This window comes from Parendozoicomonas sp. Alg238-R29 (assembly GCF_947331445.1).
Taxonomy (GTDB): domain Bacteria; phylum Pseudomonadota; class Gammaproteobacteria; order Pseudomonadales; family Endozoicomonadaceae; genus Sansalvadorimonas.
Window position 1 is genome coordinate 21,578 of record NZ_CAMZOG010000024.1, and the last position, 21,938, is coordinate 43,515.

Below are 21,938 nucleotides of genomic sequence, written 5' to 3' on the forward strand. Positions count from 1 at the left end.
ACCACTATATTACACTGACGTATGCTCTAACGTGAAGCGCAGCTTGTGAAATACGAAGGGCTATATCCAATGAAGGAACAGCCCTGCAGGCGTTAAATCCGGAAGTGTTCTCCAAGGTAGACGTCGCGCACTTTCTGGTTGGCCAGAACTGTGTCACTGTTACCTGACGCGATGATCTGACCTTCGCTGACAATGTATGCATGCTCGCAGATGTCCAGCGTTTCCCGAACATTGTGATCTGTAATGAGTACGCCAATACCTCTGTTCTTCAGGTGTGTGACTATTTCTTTAATATCTGTTACGGAAATAGGATCTACACCGGCAAAGGGTTCATCAAGTAATATGAATGAAGGTTCAATGGCCAGAGCGCGGGCAATCTCAACCCGACGTCGTTCACCGCCAGACAGACTCATACCGAGGCTGTCACGAATGTGCTGAATATTGAACTCATTCAGCAGTTCTTCCATCTTTTCCAGACGTTGGGCTTTACTCAACCCTTTTCTGGTTTCCAAAATGGCCATGATGTTATCGGCCACAGTCAGCTTCCGGAAAATTGATGCTTCCTGGGGCAGATAGCCAATACCAGCACGGGCTCTGCCGTGCATGGGTAATGCAGTCAGATTTTGGTCGTCAATGGAAATCTGGCCGCCTTCAGCATGAACCAGACCAACAATTATATAGAAACATGTGGTTTTTCCGGCTCCGTTAGGGCCAAGTAGGCCGACGATCTGGCCACTTTCTATAGAAACAGAAACATCACGAACGACCTGCCGACCGCTGTAACTTTTCTTCAGGTGTTTTGCTTGCAGTTGTGCCATGTGGCCTGTGTCTTTCTCTGCGTCTACTTGGATGAACCGGGAGCTTGATTGGGTTGGATTACCATCTGCACCCGGCCACCTGATTTCTTGGTTGTTCCGCCAGTAGCGTTAACAAGCTGTTTGAGTTGGTCGTAATTAATCTGGTCACCGATAAATGTATCACCCTTTTGAATCAGGCGAGCTTTTTCGATGAGTTTGATCTTGTCAGTGCCCATGTTGTAGTCGATGGTTATACCCCAGGCCTTTAGTAAGCCTTTGTCACCTTCCTGCTCTTCTTCGTAGTAGGCCAGGTCTTTATCACCTTCAGACACCACTCGTTTAATCTCACGATTCTGGGAGTAGATGGTGATAATGTCGCCGGTCAGTTTGGTGGAGCCCTGGGTCATTACAACATCGCCGCGATAGATGGCAATGCCTTTTGCGTCGTCAATATCCGCATTATCAGAGGTAATGTGGATGGGCTTCTCTCTGTCACTGTTCAGAGCCCAGGATGGTGTGGTGGCCATCACTGCAGCCAGAGCTAGATAAAAAGGGAGTTTAGCGGCTTTCATGTATGCTTCTTACCCTGGATTTAAGCTGAATAAAGTCCCGTTTATAAAAAGTGCGCATTCCTACAGCGTTAACGACACTGGTTGGACTTGTTAAGCGAACAGGTAAATCGGTCTCTGCGAAATCTTGTCCAGAGTAAACGGTCATAAAATCCGTGTCTATACGCTGCTCAGGGTTTCCTTGGGCGTCAGGCTGGATCATTACTACATTGTCAAACAGCTCAACAGTCTCTCCATCGGGGAGTATGCGACCATTGTCGGAAGTCGTGTGCCACGGCTGTTTACCTGTTTTTTCAGGATCACCGTTGTAACTCCACATATCTGGTTGAGTGAGCAGGGTTATATCGTTATGGGGGTAGTGACTAATTTCATCGGAAACCAGAGTCGATTCCAATTCGCCAGCCGGGCCGAACTCTTTGATGCGGGCATTGCGAACAAAGAAGTCAGGCGCCTTGTTTTCTGCTGCAGCTTGGCTTTTCACCATGGCATGGGGGTTGTCAGCGGTGTAGGACCAGTATCCAACAAGGCCGGTAAAGCCCAGAGCAAGAGCGATAAATAATAACTGACGCAGAGACATCAGGCCTCCCACTGTATCTGGTTCGGGGTTGCGGAAGGCTGTTGGAGTGCAGTTGTTGTAAACGGTGCTTTCATATTACCTGTCAGACAACACCTGCTTTGAGTAGGTCATGCATATTAATTGCACCAACCGGATGTTTTTCATCATCAACGCAGATCAAACCGCTGATCTTATGATCTTCCATAACTTTCAGGGCTTCTGCTGCCAGGATGTCGGAAGTGATAGTGACGCAGTTTTCCGTCATCACCTCTTCCACTCTGGTAGAGCGTGGATCGATGCCATTATCCAGTGTCCGGCGGAGATCTCCGTCAGTAAATATTCCCCGCAGGCGACGTTGACCATCGGTAATGGCGGTCATACCCATACCTTTGCCGGTCACTTCCAAAAGGGCATTGCGCAGATCGGTACCTTCTTCCACAACAGGAAGACGGCTACCGGTATGCATGATATCGCTGACTTTCAGTAGCAGGCGACGGCCAAGGCTGCCCCCTGGGTGGGAGAAGGCAAAGTCTTCTGCAGTAAAACCACGAGCTTCCAGAAGGGCGATGGCCAGCGCATCACCCATCACCAGTGTTGAGGTGGTACTGGATGTCGGAGCCAGGTCCAGTGGGCAGGCTTCTTGGTCAACACCGGTATTCAGGTGAACATCAGCGCTGGTGGCCAGTGCAGACTTTGGGTTACCGGTCATAGCAATCATGGGGATGCCGAGACGCTTGAACAGAGGAATAAGGGTGACAACCTCGGAGCTGTTGCCAGAGTTGGAAAGAGCAATGACAACATCATCGGCTGTAATCATGCCCATGTCACCGTGCTGGGCTTCGCCAGGGTGCACAAAGAAAGAGGGGGTGCCGGTACTGGCAAGCGTTGCAGCTATTTTATTGCCAATATGACCGGACTTTCCCATTCCTGTAACGACAACCCGGCCACGGCAGGCCAGCAATAATTCACAGGCTTTGGCGAAGGTCTGGTTAATGCGATCCTGCAGTGCCTCTACAGCCCGGCGCTCTATATCCACTGTGCGCCGCCCGGAGGCAATAAAGTCTTCAGCACTCTTCATCGGTGTTGCCATAAGAGAAGCGTTTATACATCCAAAAAACGATTGATGGGATTGTAACGAAACAACTGCCTGGCTGCTATCAACTTCCGGTGGTCAGAATCAGGAGACTATAGGCTATATAGCAGGCCAGAAGTAGAGTTCCAGATATTCGCCCTATGACTTTTGGGCGCTTGCCAATCAGGGTGAGAGCCACCAGAAGCAATGTTAGTCCGGTCATGATCGGATAATCCCGGGCGAAAGCCGAGGGGTCAATGGCCATGGGGGAAACCAGCCCGGGCACGGCCATTACGGCCAGCAGGTTGAATATATTGGAGCCAATGATGTTGCCAATCGCCATATCGTGGTGCTTTTTCAGGGCGCTGGCGATACAAGCGGCGAGCTCCGGAAGGCTGGTGCCGATGGCGACGACTGTCAAGCCAATGGTTAATTCGCTCATGCCTAGCTCTAGAGCTATTTCTGTGGCTGCCCACACCAACATTCTGGAACTGGCCAGAAGTACTGCCAGACCTGTTACCAAAACAAAAAATGCCTTCCCTTGAGGTATGTCCGGAATGTCTTCATCACTCTCTTGTCCCACAGAGGTGGTCTCGCCGACATCGGGTTGTTTCTGCCAGTGGTTGAAAATCAGAAGAGTGATGATCAGTGCGCACACCATGACCACACCTTCAAAAAAGCCGATGTAATTGTCATACATCATGAACCCGGAGGTTATGGTGATCATTGCCAGAAGGGGCAGCTCTTTTTTCATCAAGCGGTCGTTAACCGGAATTGGTGCAACCAGAAGCGTGATCCCAAGAACTAGAGCTATGTTAGCGATGTTGGAGCCCAGTGCATTGCCGATCGCCAGGTCTCCATGACCGGATGTGGCAGCCATTAGTGAAACCAGAATTTCAGGGGCGGATGTGCCTATGGAGATAATGGTCAGGCCTATCAGCATAGGTGACATACCCAGATTTCTGGCAGTGGCGGCGGCACCATTTACAAAATGATCAGCGCTCCACATCAAGGCGATGAAACCGAGAATCAGGGCTCCTGTGGCTAGTAGCATGTATCCGGGACCGTTTGTTTTAGGAGGGTAAATTAGGGAATCTGACCATTCTACGGATTTTGGCGCAGGATTCCATCCAGCTTAACTGTTCACCACGCAATGAAATTGCTGACTATTCTGAATACATAATTGCAAGGATGCAGGGGTTTATTATCTATGGATAAATCCGGAGCGGGTTCGGGAACGTCTGGCTATGCCGGGCAGGATGTTCATGGGTTTTCAAAATTATCGGGCCATCAGTCAGAAAAAGAGTCGGGCGTTAAACCGGTTCCTGTTTCTCTGCGTATGGAACTGGACGCTGCAAGCAAAGTTAATAAAAAAGATCTTCAGCATTATAAGGTTGAACAGGAGCATAATGTTTCCTCCCGGCTGAAGACAGCAGGCAAGGTTGCTGGAGTAGCGGTACTCGGTACAGCTGTAGGTGCTGCGGCAACAGCTTTTCTTGGGCCTGCCGTAGTGGTGGGAACCGCAGTTGGTGGTAGTGGCTTTTATCTCCTTAATAAGGGGTGGGAATGGTGGGCGAAAAAGTCCGAGGTTGATGGCTCGTCTCCCGGCCACCTGGAAGATGATATTGAGATTGAGCTGGAATCGGCCATTGGGCAGATAAGGCGGCAGGAAAAAGAAATTGCAGACCTTAATGGAGAGCTTAGGGAAGCGCAGGCAGCTCTCGATGAAACGCGTTTTTCTTCTCTCGAAAGTGAATCTGTCGATTCGGAAACGGATAGAGTTTATGCGCTTTTTCGTTTTAGGCGGGCAGAGAGTGTTAATAGCGAGAACGGTGGGAGCTTCATTGCTGACACCTTGACAGGTGTCCGGCTTTTACAGGGCGAGGTTAATGCAAATTTATCTGTGGGGAAGCGAGGTGATACTCCGGTTAGAGATAGTTTGGAGGGTGAGTCTGATAGTGGCAATGTATTGGAAGGGACGCGTGCGCTTCACAGTCAACTCAGTAATTCCAGTGTACTCAGCTCGTTGAGTCATTACTCCGTAGACAGTGGGATAGGTGAGCCGAATAAACAACCTGAGCCGAATAAACAACCTGAACCGAATAAACAACCTGAACCCAAAGAAGAATACGATGACACGCTGTTTAGAGGGGATGGTTTTATTCCATCAAGGCCAAAAACAGAGCCGCTGGAGGATCTTTTGGATATCAGGGAGGGGCGTATTCAGGAACTGGAGAGTGAAGCAAAAAAGGTTAAAGGGCAGTTTGACGATGTTATTGCCAGCCGAGATGAGCTGTTGGTAAAAAAAGAGGAAGACATCCGTCGCCGGGATGCTGATATTGCTAACTTTGAGAAAAAGCTTAAGAGTAAAGAAAACGAGTTGATTGCCTACAAAGATGATCTGGAGTTAGAACAAAAACAAACTGCAGATTTGAGAGAAGTGAATAGTCAGTTAAAAGAAGGACTTGTTACACTGAGAGACTCTCTGGGGCAGTTGCTGAAAGATGACGAGTCTCTGCACCTTGAGGTGGTGGAACGGGTGCAACCCTATACCCAGAAAACAGGAAAAGTGTTTTGGTCGCGGGCATCGGAGCAAATCTTTGAGGGTGGTTTGCCACGTCTTGCGACCGGGATGAAAGAGCTAAAAGTTCTTGTCGACGTAATTGGTAAAAGGCTGAAAGCGGCTGATCTGAATGAGGAGGATATGAACAGCCTCAGGGGTGAGCTGGATAAGCAGGCGCAGTTTTCAACATTCGGCAGGCAGCTTATTGCAGAGTTTGACCCTGATGTGAAACCGGACGCTCTTCTTGATGGCGCAATGCCTTCAACCTTGCAGTTGATGGCGGAGGCACTGAAGGATGGAAAAATGTTTCAGGAGGGATATGAGCATATGTCAGCCAACGGTTTTGCCGGCAGCAAGAAGGATCTTATTAAGGTCATGATGGGGGCGAGGCCGCAGGGTGGATAGGTGAAGTCCTATATGTGTCTTTCAATTTGTGTTGAGAGATGGAGTGCTAATGTGCTGTAGTGAATGGTACACTTTGTTTTTACGGATAATCAATTCTATTTGTCGTATTTAAAGGTAAGCGGATACGGCAGTTGGCTATAGTCTGGCCTCTGCAGTGGAAACCTGTTGCTGATGAATCAAGAAAATGAAAGCTTTATCGAGATCCGGGGACTCACGTTTATGCGTGGCGACCGAGTGATTTTCGATAATATTGATATGGATATACCCCGTGGCAAGGTCACCGGAATAATGGGGCCCAGCGGGACGGGTAAAACGACTTTGCTGCGTCTTATTGGTGCTCAGCTTAGACCTGACGCAGGAAAGATTTTTGTAGATGGGCGCTGTGTTTCAACAATGGGACGCGACGAGTTGTTTCGTGTTCGCTCCCGAATGGGCATGCTGTTCCAGAGTGGAGCCCTGTTTACTGATATTACCGTTTTTGAGAATGTGGCCTTTCCGCTTCGGGTTCATACTCGTCTTTCTGAACAGATGATTCACGACATTGTACTGATGAAGTTGCAGGCTGTTGGGCTTCGTGGTGCCAGTCAGCTAATGCCTGCTGAATTGTCCGGTGGTATGTCACGGCGTGTTGCATTGGCACGAGCTATTTCTCTTGACCCTGATTTTATTATGTACGACGAACCTTTTGTCGGTCAGGATCCTATTGCCATGGGCGTTTTGGTGAACCTTCTTCGAAAGCTGAATAATGCCTTAAATCTGACCAGCGTGATTGTGTCTCATGACCTGAGTGAAACGGCCAGTATTGCCGACTATCTCTATCTGCTTGCCGATGGCCATGTGATTGCTGGTGGTACGCCAGACGAACTGCAGTCTTCAGAAGATCCAAAGGTGCGACAGTTTATGAATGGTATACCGGATGGCCCGGTTCCCTTTCATTATCCTGCAGATGATTATGCTAAGGAACTTCTGGGGGAACGTCCATGAGCCGTTTGCTGGATCATGTCGCTACTCTAGGGCGCAGCGGGCTTGAAGTCCTTCAAGCCATGGGGCGGGCAACGATAATGCTGGGTATGGCTTTGTTTGGTCGCAGCAGCAGTCATGGATCCATGCCTTCACTGGTTGTGAAGCAGATTTATGCCGTGGGTGTCCTTTCGTTGATCATTATTACCGTATCCGGCGTGTTCATTGGCATGGTGCTGGGGCTTCAGGGTTATAACATTCTTGTGCGGTACGGCACTGAACAATCTGTTGGTCAGATGGTTGCTCTGAGTCTTGTTCGTGAGCTCGGGCCGGTAGTAACAGCTCTGTTGTTTGCCGGGCGAGCCGGTTCAGCACTGACTGCAGAGATTGGCTTGATGAAAGCCACTGAACAGTTATCCAGTCTGGAAATGATTGGTGTTGATCCACTCAAGCGTATTATTGCCCCCCGTTTTTGGGCTGGCTTTATCAGTATGCCTCTGCTGGCCTGTATCTTCTCAATGGTCGGTATCTTCGGCGGCTCCATGGTCGGCGTTGACTGGTTGGGGATTTATGAAGGATCTTTCTGGGGCAATATGCAGCAATCTGTCGACTTCTGGAATGATGTGGTTGATGGCCTGATTAAAAGTGTGATGTTTGGTTTTGTAGTGACCTGGATTGCGGTGTTCCAGGGATATGATGCTGTGCCGACATCTGAAGGTATCAGCCGGGCAACAACCCGGACAGTTGTCTACGCCTCCCTGGCTGTGCTGGGGCTGGACTTTATCCTCACAGCCGTGATGTTTGGAGATCTCTGAAATGCGGATGCGAACCGTTGAAATCAGCGTTGGCGCCTTTCTTTTGGCCGGTTTGTTTGCCTTGGTTTTACTTGCCCTGAGGGTGAGTGGCCTGTCTGTTAATGCTGACAATACTACCTATCGGCTTTATGCAGAGTTTGACAATGTGGGTTCCCTTACCAAGCGGGCAAAAGTTGCCATGGGTGGTGTAACGATTGGTCGGGTTGTCGATATCGAGCTTGATAAAAAAACCTATATGGCCCGTGTGATTATGGATATTGAGACCAATGTCGATAATATCCCTGTGGACAGTTCGGCCGCTATTCTTACTGCAGGACTTCTGGGTGAGAAATTTATCGGGATCAGTATTGGTGGTTCCCGGGACTTTTTTAAGGATGGGGAAACCATCGATGACACCCAATCAGCTATTGTCCTGGAAGACCTGATTGGTAAGTTCTTGCTCGGCTCTGTCGGTAAGGACGATGAAGAAAGTAATGACAGTTTCTGATTTGCTGGAAAGGAATATGGGTATGGTCGGCTTCAACAAGAGCAGTTTTTCAGGTGTATTTTTTACATTCCTGATCTGGTGTCTGCCTTTTGGCGTTTCTGTCGCCAATGCTGCTGAAACTCCTGATAAAGTCTCTGGCAATGCAACGGCCAGAGTAATCAAACTGCTTCAGGATAACCGTAATACTTACGAGAAAAAACCGGATCAGTTTTACAGGGATGTTGAGCAGGTTATTGATCCTGTTATTGCCTTCGATGAAATGGCTCGTGGGGTCATGGGTAAATATGCGCATCGAGCCTCAGACGCTCAGATAAAAGAATTTACTGGTGTGTTTCGCAGTAGCCTGATCCATTTTTATAGCAAGGCGGTGCTGACGTTTGATTCCAGCCAGCTATCACTGGGTAAAGTCGATCCTGTTTCTCCGGAAATCCTGAAAGAGTATGACAGTGGAAAAAGTCGTTCTGTTCCCGTGAGCCTGAAAATCAAGGCGAAAGATGCAGAGTACTCTATATCTTACTCCATGATGAAAGAGGGAGGGGAGTGGAAAGTTCGCAATATCATTGTTGAAGGTATCAATATTGGTATTCAGTTCCGCAACCAGTTTGGCGAAGCCATGAATCGCTATAAAAAGGTTGAGGTGGCTATTGAGAAGTGGCCAGAGCTGATGCAGCAGACTGAGAAGAGTCAGGAAAAAGAACTGCGTGAGAAGGGAAAAGACAAGTCATGAGTGAGTTGTCCGTCGTCTCTCCTGGGCGCTTTTCCTTGATTGGTGAAATTAATAAAGAGTCGGTACCAGGTTTAGTAGACAGAGGCTGGGCGGCACTTGCAGATCATGACGGCAAAGATTTGCTTGTTGATTTGTCTGGTGTGAACCATGCCGACAGCGCCGCTTTGGCCATGCTTTTATCCTGGGTAAGGCGCTCCCGTAATGACGGAAAGGACCTGTCCTACTATCAATTTCCCGAAGATCTTATGGCTCTTGCTCGGGTGTGTGGTGTCGATACGCTGCTGCCTTTGGCAGAGCCTGTCTGACAATTCAGTGCATCAGAGCCCTTCTTACACTGGTGTCCTGCCCCGCACTTCCCTATCATAGGCCTCTTTGCGTTCCGGTTCCGGGAAGAGTCCTATGCATGCCAGTGAAGTAAAAGAGCTGCTTGAAGCGAAAATAGATGGTGCTCAGATTTTGGTTGAAGGGGAAGGCTGCGACTTCACCCTGACCGTAGTTTCTGAAGTTTTTGCCGGTTGCCTGCCGGTCAAACGCCAGCAGATGGTCTATACACATCTCAACGAGATGATTGCTGCAGGCACTATTCACGCTGTAACCATGCAAACCTTTACTCCTGAGGAGTGGGCTGCCCGACAAGGGTAATACCATCCGGAATGCGGTTTGGACGGCGCTGTTTGGGCGAAAAGCTCTAAGTGCCAGTTAACAATTGTATTTAAGAATGATGCAGATTCATGGAGGAATGCTTCCGGACTCTGCATCTTTCTGTTTTAGCCTGCGGGTATTCGATGGATAAACTGATAATTACTGGTGGCAACCGTCTGGATGGAGAAATTCGCATCTCCGGTGCCAAGAACTCTGCGCTGCCTATTCTTGCGGCAACTCTGCTGGCTGATGAACCAGTGACGGTTTGTAACCTGCCTCACCTCCACGATATTACCACCATGATTGAGCTGTTTGGCTGCATGGGCGTGGAGTTAATGATTGATGAAAAGATGAATGTTGAAGTTCATGCCAGCACTATCAAGCATCTGACCGCACCTTACGATTTGGTTAAAACAATGCGTGCTTCCATTCTGGTTCTGGGACCGCTGGTAGCCCGTAACGGTTACGCAGAAGTTGCTCTGCCTGGTGGTTGTGGAATTGGCAGTCGACCTGTCGACCTGCATATTCGTGGTCTTGAAGCCATGGGAGCCGAGGTTTCTGTTGAAGACGGTTACATTAAAGCGAAAGCAACGCGCCTGAAAGGTGCACACATTTTCCTCGATACCGTGACTGTAACCGGTACTGAGAACTTGCTGATGGCCGCGACTCTGGCCGAAGGCGAAACCATTATTGAGAATGCCGCCCGTGAACCGGAAGTGGTTGATCTGGCTGAGTGCCTTATTCGCATGGGTGCTGAGATTGAAGGTCACGGCACCGATACGATTCGTATCCAGGGTAAAGAAAGCCTTCATGGTTGTGTTTACTCAGTACTTCCTGATCGTATCGAAACCAGCACCTACCTGATTGCTGCGGCAGCTACTCGTGGCCGTGTTCGAGTAAAGGATACCGACCCAACCATTCTTGATCCGGTTCTGGTGAAACTTCGCGAAGCGGGTGCCAAGGTTGAAGCCGGTGACGATTGGATTGAACTGGATATGGAAGGTCGTCAGCCAAAAGCTGTCAGCCTTAAAACTGCCCCTTACCCAGGCATGGCTACCGACGTTCAGGCGCAGTTTACCGCCTTGAATGCTGTAGCTGAGGGTACTGGTACCATTACCGAAACCATTTTCGAAAACCGCTTCATGCATGTTCTGGAAATGAAACGAATGGGTGCAGATATCGATGTGGAAGGCAACACTGCGATTGTTAAAGGCGTCGATAATCTGAAGTCTGCTCCGGTTATGGCTACCGACCTGCGCGCATCTGCCAGTCTGGTCATTGCAGGTCTTGTGGCGGAAGGTGAGACTGTTGTCGACCGTATCTACCACATTGATCGAGGCTATGAATGTATTGAAGAGAAGCTGCAACAGTTGGGTGCTACGATTCGTCGAATCCCTCGCTGATAGCTTTGGTTTTGCTGTTGGAATGCGGGGAGCATTTCAGCAGCAGGGCTGTATTGAAAGAATTTGAGTGGTCACAAAATAATGATATCAACACCTCTGACTATCGCCCTTTCTAAAGGCCGTATTCTGCAGGAAACCCGTCCATTACTGGAAAAAGCGGGCATAACACCGACAGAAGATGTAGCAAAAACCCGCAAGCTTATTATTCCTACTAACCATGAGAATGTCCGTCTGCTGATTGTTCGGGCCAGTGATGTACCGACTTACGTTGAGCATGGAGCAGCAGATCTGGGCGTTGCCGGAAAAGACGTGTTGATGGAGCACAACTCGCCAGAGTTGTACGAGCCTCTGGATCTTCAAATATCAAAATGTCGTCTAATGACGGCTACTGCAGTTGATTATCAGGAAGAACCTGGTCGACGCATTCGAGTCGCAACCAAGTTTGTGAATGTCGCTAAACGTTTCTATGCCAGCCAAGGCAAACAAGTTGATATTATTAAACTCTATGGTTCCATGGAGCTGGCACCGTTAATTGATCTGGCAGATCAGATTGTGGATATCGTTGATACCGGAAATACCCTGAAAGCCAATGGGTTAGAACCGAGAGAACATATCGCTGATATCAGCTCACGGTTGGTGGTGAACCGTGCTGCTATGAAAGTGAAGCATGAAACTATCAGCGAGATAATCAATCACATGAAAGCTGCAGTGGAAGTGGCTGGTTAAGCGCGACCATTTCTGAATCTGTTTTTATAAATATAAATTCATTGACGCTGTCAGAGGCACCCTATGAGCGAAGTTGCGGTTCAGCCCCGCAGGCTGGTTTACGGCGATAAAACATTTGCCGAACACCTTGATCATCTTCTGGCCTGGGAATCTGTATCAGATACAAGTGTTCAGCAGGTTGTTACTGATATTGTTGAGCAGGTGAAAAGTCGTGGTGATGATGCTTTATTAGAATTCTCCAATCGCTTTGACAATCTGGCAGCTAAAACCCTTGCTGACCTTACTCTTGATAAACAGCAACTGCTCAGTGCCCTTGAAAACCTGCCAACGGAACAACGTACCGCACTGGAAACTGCTGCAAAACGCATTCGTGATTACCACGAAAAGCAGGTTCAGGATGGCTGGAGCTTTACCGAAGCTGATGGCACCAGACTTGGTCAACGGGTCACGCCACTTGACCGGGTAGGGCTGTATGTTCCCGGTGGGCAGGCCGCTTATCCCTCTTCTGTACTGATGAATGCGATTCCTGCCAGCGTGGCAGGTGTTGATGAAGTAGTCATGGTTGTTCCAACCCCTGGCGGCGCAATCAGTGAACTGGTTCTTGCCGCTGCAGCGCTAGGTGGTGTTGATCGAGTGTTTACCATTGGAGGAGCTCAGGCTATTGCTGCTCTGGCTTATGGTACGGAAACTGTTCCCGCTGTGGATAAGATTGTTGGGCCGGGTAATATTTATGTAGCAACAGCTAAGCGGATGGTCTTTGGTCAGGTTGGTATTGATATGATTGCCGGCCCATCAGAAATTCTGGTAATCAGTGACGGCAAAACAGATCCGGACTGGATCGCAATGGATCTGTTTTCTCAGGCAGAGCATGATGAAGATGCTCAGGCCATTCTGATAAGCCCTGATGCTGAGTTTCTTGATGCAGTACAGGCCAGTATAAATAAGCTTTTGCCCACGATGGAACGTAAAACTATTATCCAGGCTTCATTGAATGACCGTGGTGCCATGATTCATGTGCCAGACTTAAGTAAAGCCGCAGAGGTGTGTAATCGAATTGCTCCGGAGCATCTGGAATTGTCGATAGAAAACCCTGAGGCCGTTCTGTCTGACATTCGACATGCGGGCGCTATCTTTATGGGGCGTTACACTGCAGAGGCCTTGGGAGATTACTGTGCCGGGCCAAACCATGTGTTGCCAACGTCTGGCACCGCTCGTTACTCATCACCGCTGGGTGTTTATGACTTTCAGAAGCGAACATCACTGATTAACTTCTCGGCGCAGGGGGCTTCAGAGGCTGGAAAGGTGGCTTCTGTTCTGGCTCGCGGAGAAGGGTTGACTGCGCATGCCCGATCGGCTGAATACCGTATCAAGAAGTGAATAAGATGAGAGCCAGTATTCTGGCTCTCATCTTTCAGGTTTTATTTATCCGCGGGTTGGATCTTCCGGGCGTTCGCCAACTTCTGTGACAAACGGTATTTCCTTGCCATCACGCAAAACTATAATTGTGACTTTCGAGCCGGGTTTAAGCTTGGCAACACTGTTCATTACCTTTCGGGCATCGTAGGTTACAAGCTCATTAATACGGAGAATGATATCACCTCGCTGAAGGCCAGCAGATTTGGCTGGACCATTCTCATAAACTCCAGAAATTAATATGCCGCTACCCAGTGGCAGATTAAAGGCTTCAGCAAGTTCTGTGCTGAGAGCGGTAGATTCAATTCCCAACCAACCCCGTACAACCCTGCCTCTATCGATAATGGATGTCATCACAAACTTGGCAAGATTCGATGGAATGGCAAAGCCCAAGCCTTCACTACCGCCGTCACTGGAAATCAGTGCGGTAGAAATGCCTACCAATTCGCCTTTGGCATTAATGAGTGCACCACCGGAGTTACCAATATTAATTGCGGCATCGGTTTGCAGGAAGCCTTCATAAGTGCTGAGTCGCAGGTCGCGGCGGGTTGCGCTGATGATTCCCTGACTGACTGTTTGCCCCAATCCAAATGGATTACCAATGGCGAGAACAACATCACCAATTTTTACTGACTTTGAATCTGCCCAATCGGCACTGGGGAGGTTCTCCATTTCAATTTTAAGAACCGCCAGATCGGTTTCCGGATCAAAACCGATAACCTTGGCTCGGGTTTCCCGGAAGTCTGGCAGGGCAACAATAATATCGTCTGCACCTTTAATTACGTGATTGTTGGTGAGTACATATCCGGCCGGGCTAACAATAACTCCTGAGCCAAGACTGGACTGAACCTGCTGTCTTCGGGGAATTCGGCTTTTGCTGAAAGGTTCGGATAACAGGTTGTTGTCCCGATTTCCCGGACGCCGCAAGGTGCGTTGAGTGAAAATGCTGACAACTGAGGGGGCAGCCTTAACCACGGCGGAATTAAAGGAGGGGACAAATGTTTGGAGTGGTGGTTGCTCAACAACTGGTTGAGGTTTGGCCTGTTCAACTTCTCCAGTGAGAGAAGGGTATTGCTGAAGAATAATCAGAGCAACAAGAAGACCACAGAGTGCAGGCCATCCAAACCAGCTAAGTGTTTGTGAAAACCGGTTCATTAAAGTTATCCAGCCATCCTGTTTGAGATTGTGCTCGAATCTGCCTTTCTACCGCATCAAAACAGATGCACATAGAATGCCAGTACCAGTTAGTATAAAGGTATGCATTGTTCGGTGGTATATGCAAACTCCGGCATGATTAGAGAAAGGTTAAATTTGTTATGAAGTTACAGGAATTGTTGTTATGAAGTTACAGGAATTGGTGAGTGTTCTTGATACTGAACTGCAACCCTGGATGTTTAAGGATTACTGTCCAAACGGTTTGCAGGTAGAAGGCCGGGAGAATGTTTTGCGGCTGGCAACAGGTGTAACAGCCTGTGAGGCGCTTATTGATCAAGCTATAGCGTGGAAAGCTGATGCCATATTGGTGCATCACGGCTATTTCTGGAAGAACGAGCAAGCCCAGGTGACAGGAATGAAAAAGCGCCGTCTGCAAAAACTTCTGACTCACGATATCAGTTTGCTCGGTTACCACCTTCCCTTGGATGGGCATCCCACTATGGGAAATAATGCCACTCTGGCAAAGCTGTTGGGGATTGAAGAAACCGGACCTATGGATCCCTCTGAATCTCGCCCCATTGGAAATATTGGAGAAGTGGCCGACACGGTGTCTCTTGAGGATTTTGGCGCAGCTATTGAGAAGGCTCTCGGTCGGAAGCCTTTACTGATAAGTGGTGGTGATCATACGGTTAAAACGGTGGCATGGTGTACCGGTGGAGCACAAAGCTTGATTGGTAAAGCCATTGAAGCTGGAGTTGACGCTTACATCAGTGGTGAGATTTCAGAATCAACCGTGCACGCAGCTAGAGAAGAAGGTGTTCACTATATTTCAGCTGGACACCATGCCACTGAGCGGGGAGGTGTTCAGGCTTTTGGGGCGTGGCTGGCCGTTAATCACGGAATTGAACATCAGTTTTTTGATATTGGGAATCCAGTCTAACCGGGAAATCAAAACCAACGTTTTGGATAGCTCCTCTGACTCAATATTGAACACGACCCGGGAATATCTCTCTGGGGGCTTACGTAGAATTTCCCTGGAGAGATATTAAACGTATTCTGTATTCATTCATGTTGATGGTCATGAGTATGCGTCTACAGAGCGCTATTTCTAATGTATAGGGTTAGGAGAGTCTGACTCTATTCCAGGGCGACAGCTGGCTGGACGAACCCCGATGCTGGAGTCGATCCTATGGATGTTAAGGCATTTGCGAATCGTCATTGGAACGTGAAGAGTGAAGCATGGGAAAGAGGAGGTAATAGTCAAGCAATGCGTGAAGCTGTTCAGACAACCCTTGAAAGCAAAAATGAAAAAGAAAGCTCAAAGTTCATCCTATTAATGCGAATTAACGCGAAATTATGTTGCAGGTTGATTTCCTGAGGCGTTTGCCTCTGAAGTGTTGTCATATGGATAGTACAAACAATTCTAAATATCCTCGCTCATATTCTTTAGAATTATTGATATAGTGTGCCTCCCGCCAATAACAACAGATGAAATGGCGGGTCAGAATGACAACAACGGGGCTGCCCCATGAGTGCGGATTATAACCTGAACCACCTTCGGCAACTCGAAGCCGAAAGCATACATATTATTCGCGAAGTCGCGGCAGAGTTTGATAATCCGGTGATGCTTTATTCCATCGGTAAAGACTCTGCGGTGATGCTGCATCTGGCTCGCAAAGCCTTTTTTCCTGGACGAATTCCATTCCCACTACTGCATGTAGACACCGACTGGAAGTTTCGGGAGATGATTGAATTTCGGGATCGTATGGCCAAAGACTACGATCTCGATCTCCTGGTTCACAAGAATCAGGAAGGCCTGGATATGGGCGTCGGCCCGTTTACCCATGGCAGTTCCAAGCATACCGATATTATGAAGACCCAGGCTCTGCGTCAGGCTTTGGATAAATACGGCTTTGATGCTGCCTTTGGTGGAGCCCGTCGAGATGAAGAGAAATCTCGCGCCAAAGAGCGGGTTTACTCCTTCCGTGACAATAACCATCGCTGGGATCCAAAGAATCAGCGCCCAGAGTTATGGAATGTGTACAACGGCAATCACGAAAAGGGCGAAAGCATTCGAGTGTTCCCGCTATCCAACTGGACTGAGCTGGATATCTGGCAGTATATCTGGATGGAAAATATCGAAATTGTTCCCCTTTATCTGGCCGAAAAGCGTCCTGTCGTCGAACGCGACGGCATGCTGATTATGGTGGATGATGATCGTATGCCATTGGAAGAGGGGGAATTGCCGGAGATGAAGTCGGTACGCTTCCGTACTCTGGGTTGCTACCCGCTTACCGGTGCCGTGGAATCTGAAGCAGATACTTTGCCTGAAATTATTCAGGAAATGCTGCTGACTACAACATCTGAGCGTCAGGGGCGAGCTATTGACCACGACTCCTCCGGTTCCATGGAGAAGAAGAAGCAGGAGGGTTATTTCTGATGAGTCATCATTCCGATTTGATCGAGTCAGATATCATTGCCTACCTTAAGCAGCACGAAAACAAAGAGCTGTTGCGTTTTCTGACTTGTGGCAGTGTTGATGATGGTAAGAGCACACTGATTGGGCGTCTGTTGCATGACAGCAAAATGATCTTTGAAGATCAGCTGGCAGCCATTGAAAACGACAGTAAGAAAGTTGGCACTCAGGGCGATAAGATTGACCTGGCCTTGCTGGTGGATGGTCTGCAGGCCGAGCGTGAGCAGGGTATTACCATTGATGTGGCTTATCGTTACTTCTCCACAGAAAAGCGTAAGTTCATTATTGCCGACACCCCGGGCCATGAACAGTACACCCGAAATATGGCAACCGGTGCTTCCACCTGTGATCTTGCCGTTATTTTGATTGATGCCCGTTATGGGGTACAAACCCAGACTCGCCGTCACTCATTCATAGCCAGTCTGCTGGGTATTAAGCATATTGTTGTGGCTGTGAACAAAATGGATCTGGTGGATTACAGTCAGGATACCTTTGAAAAGATTCGCAACGATTACCTTGATTTTGCCGAACCTCTGACTGTGGATGGGGCAATGGGCGATATTCGCTTTGTGCCAATGTCTGCGCTTGATGGCGACAACGTTGTGAATGCCAGTGAAAATATGCCCTGGTATGAAGGCAAGACTTTGATGCAGATTCTGGAAACCGTTGAAGTTTCCAGTGACCGCAACCTGGATGATTTCCGCCTGCCAGTTCAGTATGTCAATCGCCCTAATCTTGATTTTCGTGGCTTTGCCGGGACAATTGCCTCTGGTGTGGTGAATGTTGGCGATGAACTCAAAGCATTGCCTTCCGGAAAAACCAGCCGGGTTGCAGAGATAGTCACCTTTGATGGCAATCTTGAGCAGGCTTTTGCCGGCCAGGCTGTGACTCTGACTCTGGAAGATGAAATTGATATCAGCCGTGGCGATATGCTGGTTAAGCCTGAGCGCCAGCCAGAGAGTAGCAGTGAACTCGATGCCATGGTTGTATGGATGGCAGAGCAGCCTCTGCAGTCGGGTCGCCAGTATGATTTTAAAGTCGGTGCATTTACTTCAGCTGGGCAGGTGAGTGGTATTCACCATCGGGTTGATGTGAATACTCTTGAACAACAGTCCACACAACAGCTGGCTCTGAATGAGATTGGCCATTGTCACCTGACGCTGACCAAGCCTGTAGCTTTTGATGAATATCGCAATAACCGGGCTACCGGAGCTTTTATCATTATTGATCGCTTAACCAATGCTACTGTTGGTGCGGGTATGATCAGTGGGCGAGCCGACTCTGGTTCTCAGGGTAAGGTTTCTGCCGATGAAAGGGCGGCTCGTCTTGGGCAAAAGGCTAACGTTATCCAGATATCTGGAGCTTCCGCTGAACAGTTGGTTGCACTGGAAAGAGGGCTGTTTAATAAGGGCCTGTTCCCGGCAATTTGTGAGTCAGAGGCTCCTGAACTGGAAAGCATTCTTCTGGCTCAGGGAGTTGTTGTATTAACAGATAACGCGTTTTCAGATGGTGCTGTGCTGTTGAATGCTCAGGACACTGATTTGCTGGATAAAATCTCTCAGATTGTATCGTTATAAGTCATTTGCCCGGGATCAAATCTGTTCCCGGGCGAATAATATTTATCTTTTGGATAAATTGCTTTTTCTTTCTCTACTCGCTGTATTAATGCGTATGCGTTAGCAAAAAATCTTGTAAAAACTTCTCCTTTCGAACTATTTTTCTAATCTTCTAAAGAACACAAAAATGGACAGGAATTGACTACCTGTTCTGTGGCAGTGTGCGCACTTTCGATTGAACCTGATCGGCATGTTTGTGATTCCACAGGGCATGTGGCTGTTATGTCTTGATAGTTGAATATGCTATCGCCGCGTACTGCAGAAAATCGTACTATGCCAAGAGTTTGTAATGTTTCCTTACACTTCTATGTTCTATAGAAGTACTTGTTCAATCATCTACCCTGGACCCTTTTCGGAGCCAAGATGAAATCTGCATTTTACGATCAGCTCTCCGCGCAACTGGAAGAGCTCAAGCAGCAAGGCCTGTACAAGGACGAGCGTGTTATTACCTCCCAGCAGTCTTCCGACATTACTGTTACGGGTGGTGAACAGGTTATTAACTTCTGTGCCAATAACTATCTGGGTTTGGCCAATGCGCCAGAGCTGATTGAAGCTGGTCAGAAGGCTCTGGATAAGTATGGCTATGGTATGGCGTCTGTACGCTTTATCTGTGGTACTCAGGATGTTCACAAAGAGCTGGAAGCTCGTATGTCTGAGTTTCTGGGTATGGAAGACACCATTCTTTACTCTTCCTGCTTCGACGCCAACGCAGGCCTGTTTGAAACAGTACTGAGTGCTGAAGATGCCATTATCAGTGACTCCTTGAACCACGCCTCCATCATCGATGGTGTGCGTCTGTGTAAGGCCAAGCGGTTCCGTTACGCCAACAACGATATGGCCTCTCTGGAAGAGCAATTGAAAGCCGCAGATGAAGCAGGCTGCCGCCACAAGATGATTGCCACTGATGGCGTATTCTCCATGGATGGCATTATTGCCAACCTGAAAGGCATCTGTGATCTGGCTGACAAATACAATGCGCTGGTAATGGTTGATGACTCCCACGCTGTTGGCTTTGTGGGCGACAAAGGCCGTGGTACTCATGAATACTGTGAAGTGATGAGCCGTGTAGATATCATCACCGGCACTCTGGGCAAGGCCATGGGCGGTGCATCCGGTGGTTACACTGCTGGTAAAAAAGAAGTGATTTCCTGGTTGCGTAATCGTTCCCGTCCTTACCTTTTCTCCAATACATTGTGCCCTACCATCGCCTCCGCAACCCTGAAGGTTCTGGACCTTCTGGCTGCTGGCGACGATCTGCGTGCTCGCCTGCGTGATAACGCAGCTTACTTCCGTGCAGAAATGGAAGAGCATGGCTTCACTCTTGCTGGCAAAGATCACCCAATTATTCCAGTTATGCTGGGTGATGCGGCTATGGCCAAAGAATTTGCTGACCGTATGCTGAAAGAAGGCATTTACGTTATCGCCTTCAGCTTCCCGGTTGTTCCAAACGGTAAAGCCCGTATCCGTACACAGATGTCTGCCGCTCATACTAAAGAGCAGATTGACCGTGCGGTAGCCGCTTTCGCCAAGATCGGCCGTGAACTCAAGGTTATCGCCTGAGTCTAATTGGCTGGTCTAAGATCGATAGATACACACTGAAATGGATTTAAGCTGCCTCAGGCTCCGCTTTCTATGGGGAGAGGGCAGCTTCCGCTTTCTGGAAATTAGAGTACGTCCCCATGGCAACAATGAAAACTCTGGCCAAGCTGCATGCCGAAAAAGGCATCTGGATGGACGAGAAGGAAATTCCGACTCCCGGCCATAATGATGTTCTGATCAAGATTCACAAAACGGCTATCTGCGGTACTGATATCCATATCTACAACTGGGATGAATGGTCTCAGAAAACTATCCCGCTGGGCATGACCGTAGGTCATGAATTTGCCGGAGAAGTTGTAGAAATCGGTCAGGAAGTCGCTGGCTTCAAGATTGGTGATCGTGTTTCCGGTGAAGGTCACCTGGTATGCGGTCATTGCCGTAACTGCCGAGCTGGCCGTCGTCACCTGTGCCGCAACACTCAGGGCGTTGGCGTCAACCGTCCTGGCTGCTTCGCAGAATACCTGTGCATTCCTGCCGCTAACGTATTCCCTCTGCCAGATGACATCTCCGATGACATGGCTTCTATCTTCGATCCATATGGCAACGCTGTTCACACGGCCCTGCAGTTCGACATGGTTGGCGAAGATGTGCTGGTAACCGGCGCTGGCCCAATCGGCATCATGGGTGCGGCTGTAGCCAAGCACGCGGGTGCCCGTCACGTTGTTATCACCGACGTTAACGAATATCGCTTGTCTCTGGCTCGCGAAATGGGCGTGACTCGTGCCGTGAATGTAGCAGAGGAGAAGCTGGAAGACGTAATGGAAGGCCTCGGCATGACCGAAGGTTTTGACGTTGGTCTGGAAATGTCCGGCAATGGTCGTGCGTTTGAGCAGATGCTGGAATTGATGAACAACGGCGGTAAGGTATCTCTGCTGGGTATTCCTGCGGCTGACACCGTGATCGACTGGAATCAGGTGATCTTCAAGATGTTGACACTGAAGGGTATCTACGGTCGTGAAATGTTCGAGACTTGGTACAAGATGGGCAGTATGCTGCAGTCCGGCCTGGATCTGGATCCAATCATTACTCACCGCTTCCCTGTATCCCGGTTCGAAGAAGCCTTCGAAATTATGGCCAGCGGTAAGTCCGGTAAGATTGTTCTGGATTGGACTGAGTAACGGTTCCGAGCCTGAATCTGTTCAACCCTGAGGGAGCGGTATTTTCGCTTCCTTTTGTATTAGTCCCCTAAAAGGTTAAAACCACCGGCTTTGGCCGGTCAGCTTTAGCTACAGATGGGCTCTGTTCTGCAGTTTTGTTGATAGCCATCCAAACTGTTCATCTCCCTGTAATAGTCGGAGGTCATCATGAATGACGACTGACTTTCGTCAGCTTCTCGAAAGCTGCACTCTGCTTAGCGACAGACAAAAAGATACCCTGCGTTCAGTACTTCTGCAGCCCCGAAGCCATGACTGCAATCTGTATCAACGACTTGAGAAAAACTTCGCTGCTCACCCTTGCTGCCACCACTGTAGTGATGACAATGTTCGCAAGTTTGGTTTTCAGAGCAGCCGCCAACGTTACCAGTGCAAAAGCTGCCAGCAGACGTTCAATACTCTGACAGGGACAACTATCCTGACACAGTGGGGTTGTCACACCTGCATGTTATTCCTGTTCTGGACCAGTATCTTGAATGCATGATCATTATCGATGACGCTCCGTCCTGCAGTCAGGCAATGCGGCATAAGCCTGGACACCTCTTTTCATCTCCGCCTTTCATCTCCGCCACCGCATCATGGAATTGTTGGAGAGTGATAAGGCAGAGCTGTTGCAGGGAATGGTTGGGTTCGATGAAACCTTTCCCGGGAATCTCAGAAAGGTCCAAGGAACCTTAGCCGTGCACCACGAAAACGCAGTGGTTTGAAAAAGAAACCATCCGGGCCAGGCGCTCCTCGAAAGAAGGTGCATCCTGTTTAAAAGGTCCCCGTCCTTGTGGCTTGCGATAGACAGAAACATGTGG

Annotated in this window: 23 protein-coding genes; 17 read left to right on the top strand and 6 right to left on the bottom strand. The window is 48.8% G+C overall.

Annotation, left to right across the window (positions count from 1 at the left end; genetic code table 11):
- Positions 1-92: 92 nt before the first annotated feature.
- The 5 genes from lptB to QMA35_RS08170 all read right to left on the bottom strand — a co-directional run bounded on the left by lptB (position 93) and on the right by QMA35_RS08170 (position 4,048).
- Entirely contained in the window at positions 93-818 is a 726-nt protein-coding gene (gene lptB / locus QMA35_RS08150; protein WP_281646648.1) for an LPS export ABC transporter ATP-binding protein, read from the bottom strand.
- Positions 819-841: 23 nt separating this feature from the next.
- Positions 842-1,369 carry a lipopolysaccharide transport periplasmic protein LptA gene (gene lptA / locus QMA35_RS08155; RefSeq protein ID WP_281646649.1) on the bottom strand — a complete coding sequence of 176 codons (528 nt, stop codon included), beginning with the start codon at positions 1,367-1,369 and terminating at the stop codon, positions 842-844.
- Complete coding sequence (gene lptC, locus QMA35_RS08160; protein ID WP_281646650.1) at positions 1,356-1,943, bottom strand: LPS export ABC transporter periplasmic protein LptC; 588 nt, start codon at positions 1,941-1,943, stop codon at positions 1,356-1,358. Before lptC ends, lptA begins: the two co-directional genes overlap by 14 nt.
- 82 nt (positions 1,944-2,025) lie before the next feature.
- Positions 2,026-3,000, bottom strand: a complete 975-nt coding sequence (locus tag QMA35_RS08165; RefSeq protein ID WP_281646651.1) for a KpsF/GutQ family sugar-phosphate isomerase — start codon at positions 2,998-3,000, stop codon at positions 2,026-2,028.
- Positions 3,001-3,079: 79 nt separating this feature from the next.
- Entirely contained in the window at positions 3,080-4,048 is a 969-nt protein-coding gene (locus QMA35_RS08170; protein ID WP_281646652.1) for a calcium/sodium antiporter, read from the bottom strand.
- Positions 4,049-4,204: 156 nt separating this feature from the next.
- On the opposite strand from QMA35_RS08170, the gene QMA35_RS08175 reads away from it, so the two are divergent.
- From QMA35_RS08175 to hisD, 10 genes are all read left to right on the top strand, one after another.
- A complete protein-coding gene (locus QMA35_RS08175) occupies positions 4,205-5,962 on the top strand; it encodes a hypothetical protein (RefSeq protein WP_281646653.1) in 1,758 nt (585 codons plus the stop codon).
- Between the two features lie 171 nt (positions 5,963-6,133).
- The gene (locus QMA35_RS08180) at positions 6,134-6,946 is read left to right on the top strand and encodes an ATP-binding cassette domain-containing protein (RefSeq protein ID WP_281646654.1); all 813 of its coding nucleotides are present in this window, start codon (positions 6,134-6,136) and stop codon (positions 6,944-6,946) included.
- A gap of 5 nt (positions 6,947-6,951) precedes the next feature.
- Positions 6,952-7,737, top strand: a complete 786-nt coding sequence (mlaE, locus tag QMA35_RS08185; protein ID WP_281646676.1) for a lipid asymmetry maintenance ABC transporter permease subunit MlaE — start codon at positions 6,952-6,954, stop codon at positions 7,735-7,737.
- A gap of 1 nt (position 7,738) precedes the next feature.
- The gene (mlaD, locus tag QMA35_RS08190; RefSeq protein ID WP_281646655.1) at positions 7,739-8,224 is read left to right on the top strand and encodes an outer membrane lipid asymmetry maintenance protein MlaD; all 486 of its coding nucleotides are present in this window, start codon (positions 7,739-7,741) and stop codon (positions 8,222-8,224) included.
- Entirely contained in the window at positions 8,211-8,951 is a 741-nt protein-coding gene (locus QMA35_RS08195) for an ABC transporter substrate-binding protein (RefSeq protein ID WP_281646656.1), read from the top strand. The genes mlaD and QMA35_RS08195 overlap by 14 nt, the downstream gene beginning before the upstream one ends.
- Positions 8,948-9,256: an STAS domain-containing protein gene (locus tag QMA35_RS08200; RefSeq protein ID WP_281646657.1), complete on the top strand. Its 309-nt coding sequence runs from the start codon at positions 8,948-8,950 to the stop codon at positions 9,254-9,256. The genes QMA35_RS08195 and QMA35_RS08200 overlap by 4 nt, the downstream gene beginning before the upstream one ends.
- A 94-nt stretch (positions 9,257-9,350) precedes the next feature.
- Positions 9,351-9,593, top strand: a complete 243-nt coding sequence (locus QMA35_RS08205) for a BolA family protein (protein WP_281646658.1) — start codon at positions 9,351-9,353, stop codon at positions 9,591-9,593.
- Between the two features lie 143 nt (positions 9,594-9,736).
- Positions 9,737-10,996, top strand: a complete 1,260-nt coding sequence (gene murA, locus QMA35_RS08210) for a UDP-N-acetylglucosamine 1-carboxyvinyltransferase (RefSeq protein WP_281646659.1) — start codon at positions 9,737-9,739, stop codon at positions 10,994-10,996.
- Positions 10,997-11,077: 81 nt separating this feature from the next.
- The gene (gene hisG, locus QMA35_RS08215) at positions 11,078-11,722 is read left to right on the top strand and encodes an ATP phosphoribosyltransferase (RefSeq protein WP_348650937.1); all 645 of its coding nucleotides are present in this window, start codon (positions 11,078-11,080) and stop codon (positions 11,720-11,722) included.
- A gap of 63 nt (positions 11,723-11,785) precedes the next feature.
- Positions 11,786-13,099 (top strand): histidinol dehydrogenase, encoded by a 1,314-nt coding sequence (hisD, locus tag QMA35_RS08220; protein WP_281646660.1) that lies wholly within the window; start codon positions 11,786-11,788, stop codon positions 13,097-13,099.
- Positions 13,100-13,144: 45 nt separating this feature from the next.
- On the opposite strand, the gene QMA35_RS08225 is transcribed toward hisD, so the two are convergent.
- A complete protein-coding gene (locus QMA35_RS08225; RefSeq protein ID WP_281646661.1) occupies positions 13,145-14,290 on the bottom strand; it encodes a trypsin-like peptidase domain-containing protein in 1,146 nt (381 codons plus the stop codon).
- 184 nt (positions 14,291-14,474) lie between these two features.
- Between QMA35_RS08225 and QMA35_RS08230 the strand changes: the two genes are divergently transcribed.
- The 7 genes from QMA35_RS08230 (at position 14,475) to QMA35_RS08260 (ending at position 21,619) form a co-directional block, all read left to right on the top strand.
- The gene (locus QMA35_RS08230) at positions 14,475-15,230 is read left to right on the top strand and encodes a Nif3-like dinuclear metal center hexameric protein (RefSeq protein ID WP_281646662.1); all 756 of its coding nucleotides are present in this window, start codon (positions 14,475-14,477) and stop codon (positions 15,228-15,230) included.
- Between the two features lie 249 nt (positions 15,231-15,479).
- The gene (locus QMA35_RS08235) at positions 15,480-15,668 is read left to right on the top strand and encodes a hypothetical protein (RefSeq protein ID WP_281646663.1); all 189 of its coding nucleotides are present in this window, start codon (positions 15,480-15,482) and stop codon (positions 15,666-15,668) included.
- Between the two features lie 150 nt (positions 15,669-15,818).
- Positions 15,819-16,730 (top strand): sulfate adenylyltransferase subunit CysD, encoded by a 912-nt coding sequence (gene cysD, locus QMA35_RS08240; RefSeq protein WP_281646664.1) that lies wholly within the window; start codon positions 15,819-15,821, stop codon positions 16,728-16,730.
- Positions 16,730-18,343, top strand: a complete 1,614-nt coding sequence (gene cysN, locus QMA35_RS08245; protein ID WP_281646665.1) for a sulfate adenylyltransferase subunit CysN — start codon at positions 16,730-16,732, stop codon at positions 18,341-18,343. The genes cysD and cysN overlap by 1 nt, the downstream gene beginning before the upstream one ends.
- A 402-nt stretch (positions 18,344-18,745) precedes the next feature.
- Positions 18,746-19,942, top strand: coding sequence for a glycine C-acetyltransferase (locus tag QMA35_RS08250; protein WP_281646666.1), 1,197 nt, complete (start codon positions 18,746-18,748; stop codon positions 19,940-19,942).
- Between the two features lie 128 nt (positions 19,943-20,070).
- Positions 20,071-21,099 carry an L-threonine 3-dehydrogenase gene (gene tdh, locus QMA35_RS08255; protein WP_281646678.1) on the top strand — a complete coding sequence of 343 codons (1,029 nt, stop codon included), beginning with the start codon at positions 20,071-20,073 and terminating at the stop codon, positions 21,097-21,099.
- 190 nt (positions 21,100-21,289) lie between these two features.
- Positions 21,290-21,619, top strand: coding sequence for a hypothetical protein (locus QMA35_RS08260; protein ID WP_281646667.1), 330 nt, complete (start codon positions 21,290-21,292; stop codon positions 21,617-21,619).
- Positions 21,620-21,938: the final 319 nt, after the last annotated feature.

Excerpts from the sequence above, each read along its gene's own strand:
- lptB (WP_281646648.1), bottom strand. The coding sequence starts at position 818 with ATGGCACAACTGCAAGCAAAACACCTGAAGAAAAGTTACAGCGGTCGG.
- lptA (WP_281646649.1), bottom strand. The coding sequence starts at position 1,369 with ATGAAAGCCGCTAAACTCCCTTTTTATCTAGCTCTGGCTGCAGTGATG.
- lptC (WP_281646650.1), bottom strand. The coding sequence starts at position 1,943 with ATGTCTCTGCGTCAGTTATTATTTATCGCTCTTGCTCTGGGCTTTACC.
- QMA35_RS08165 (WP_281646651.1), bottom strand. The coding sequence starts at position 3,000 with ATGAAGAGTGCTGAAGACTTTATTGCCTCCGGGCGGCGCACAGTGGAT.
- QMA35_RS08170 (WP_281646652.1), bottom strand. The coding sequence starts at position 4,048 with ATGCTACTAGCCACAGGAGCCCTGATTCTCGGTTTCATCGCCTTGATG.
- QMA35_RS08175 (WP_281646653.1), top strand. The coding sequence starts at position 4,205 with ATGGATAAATCCGGAGCGGGTTCGGGAACGTCTGGCTATGCCGGGCAG.
- QMA35_RS08180 (WP_281646654.1), top strand. The coding sequence starts at position 6,134 with ATGAATCAAGAAAATGAAAGCTTTATCGAGATCCGGGGACTCACGTTT.
- mlaD (WP_281646655.1), top strand. The coding sequence starts at position 7,739 with ATGCGGATGCGAACCGTTGAAATCAGCGTTGGCGCCTTTCTTTTGGCC.
- QMA35_RS08195 (WP_281646656.1), top strand. The coding sequence starts at position 8,211 with ATGACAGTTTCTGATTTGCTGGAAAGGAATATGGGTATGGTCGGCTTC.
- QMA35_RS08200 (WP_281646657.1), top strand. The coding sequence starts at position 8,948 with ATGAGTGAGTTGTCCGTCGTCTCTCCTGGGCGCTTTTCCTTGATTGGT.
- QMA35_RS08205 (WP_281646658.1), top strand. The coding sequence starts at position 9,351 with ATGCATGCCAGTGAAGTAAAAGAGCTGCTTGAAGCGAAAATAGATGGT.
- murA (WP_281646659.1), top strand. The coding sequence starts at position 9,737 with ATGGATAAACTGATAATTACTGGTGGCAACCGTCTGGATGGAGAAATT.
- hisG (WP_348650937.1), top strand. The coding sequence starts at position 11,078 with ATGATATCAACACCTCTGACTATCGCCCTTTCTAAAGGCCGTATTCTG.
- hisD (WP_281646660.1), top strand. The coding sequence starts at position 11,786 with ATGAGCGAAGTTGCGGTTCAGCCCCGCAGGCTGGTTTACGGCGATAAA.
- QMA35_RS08225 (WP_281646661.1), bottom strand. The coding sequence starts at position 14,290 with ATGAACCGGTTTTCACAAACACTTAGCTGGTTTGGATGGCCTGCACTC.
- QMA35_RS08230 (WP_281646662.1), top strand. The coding sequence starts at position 14,475 with ATGAAGTTACAGGAATTGGTGAGTGTTCTTGATACTGAACTGCAACCC.
- QMA35_RS08235 (WP_281646663.1), top strand. The coding sequence starts at position 15,480 with ATGGATGTTAAGGCATTTGCGAATCGTCATTGGAACGTGAAGAGTGAA.
- cysD (WP_281646664.1), top strand. The coding sequence starts at position 15,819 with ATGAGTGCGGATTATAACCTGAACCACCTTCGGCAACTCGAAGCCGAA.
- cysN (WP_281646665.1), top strand. The coding sequence starts at position 16,730 with ATGAGTCATCATTCCGATTTGATCGAGTCAGATATCATTGCCTACCTT.
- QMA35_RS08250 (WP_281646666.1), top strand. The coding sequence starts at position 18,746 with ATGAAATCTGCATTTTACGATCAGCTCTCCGCGCAACTGGAAGAGCTC.
- tdh (WP_281646678.1), top strand. The coding sequence starts at position 20,071 with ATGAAAACTCTGGCCAAGCTGCATGCCGAAAAAGGCATCTGGATGGAC.
- QMA35_RS08260 (WP_281646667.1), top strand. The coding sequence starts at position 21,290 with ATGACGACTGACTTTCGTCAGCTTCTCGAAAGCTGCACTCTGCTTAGC.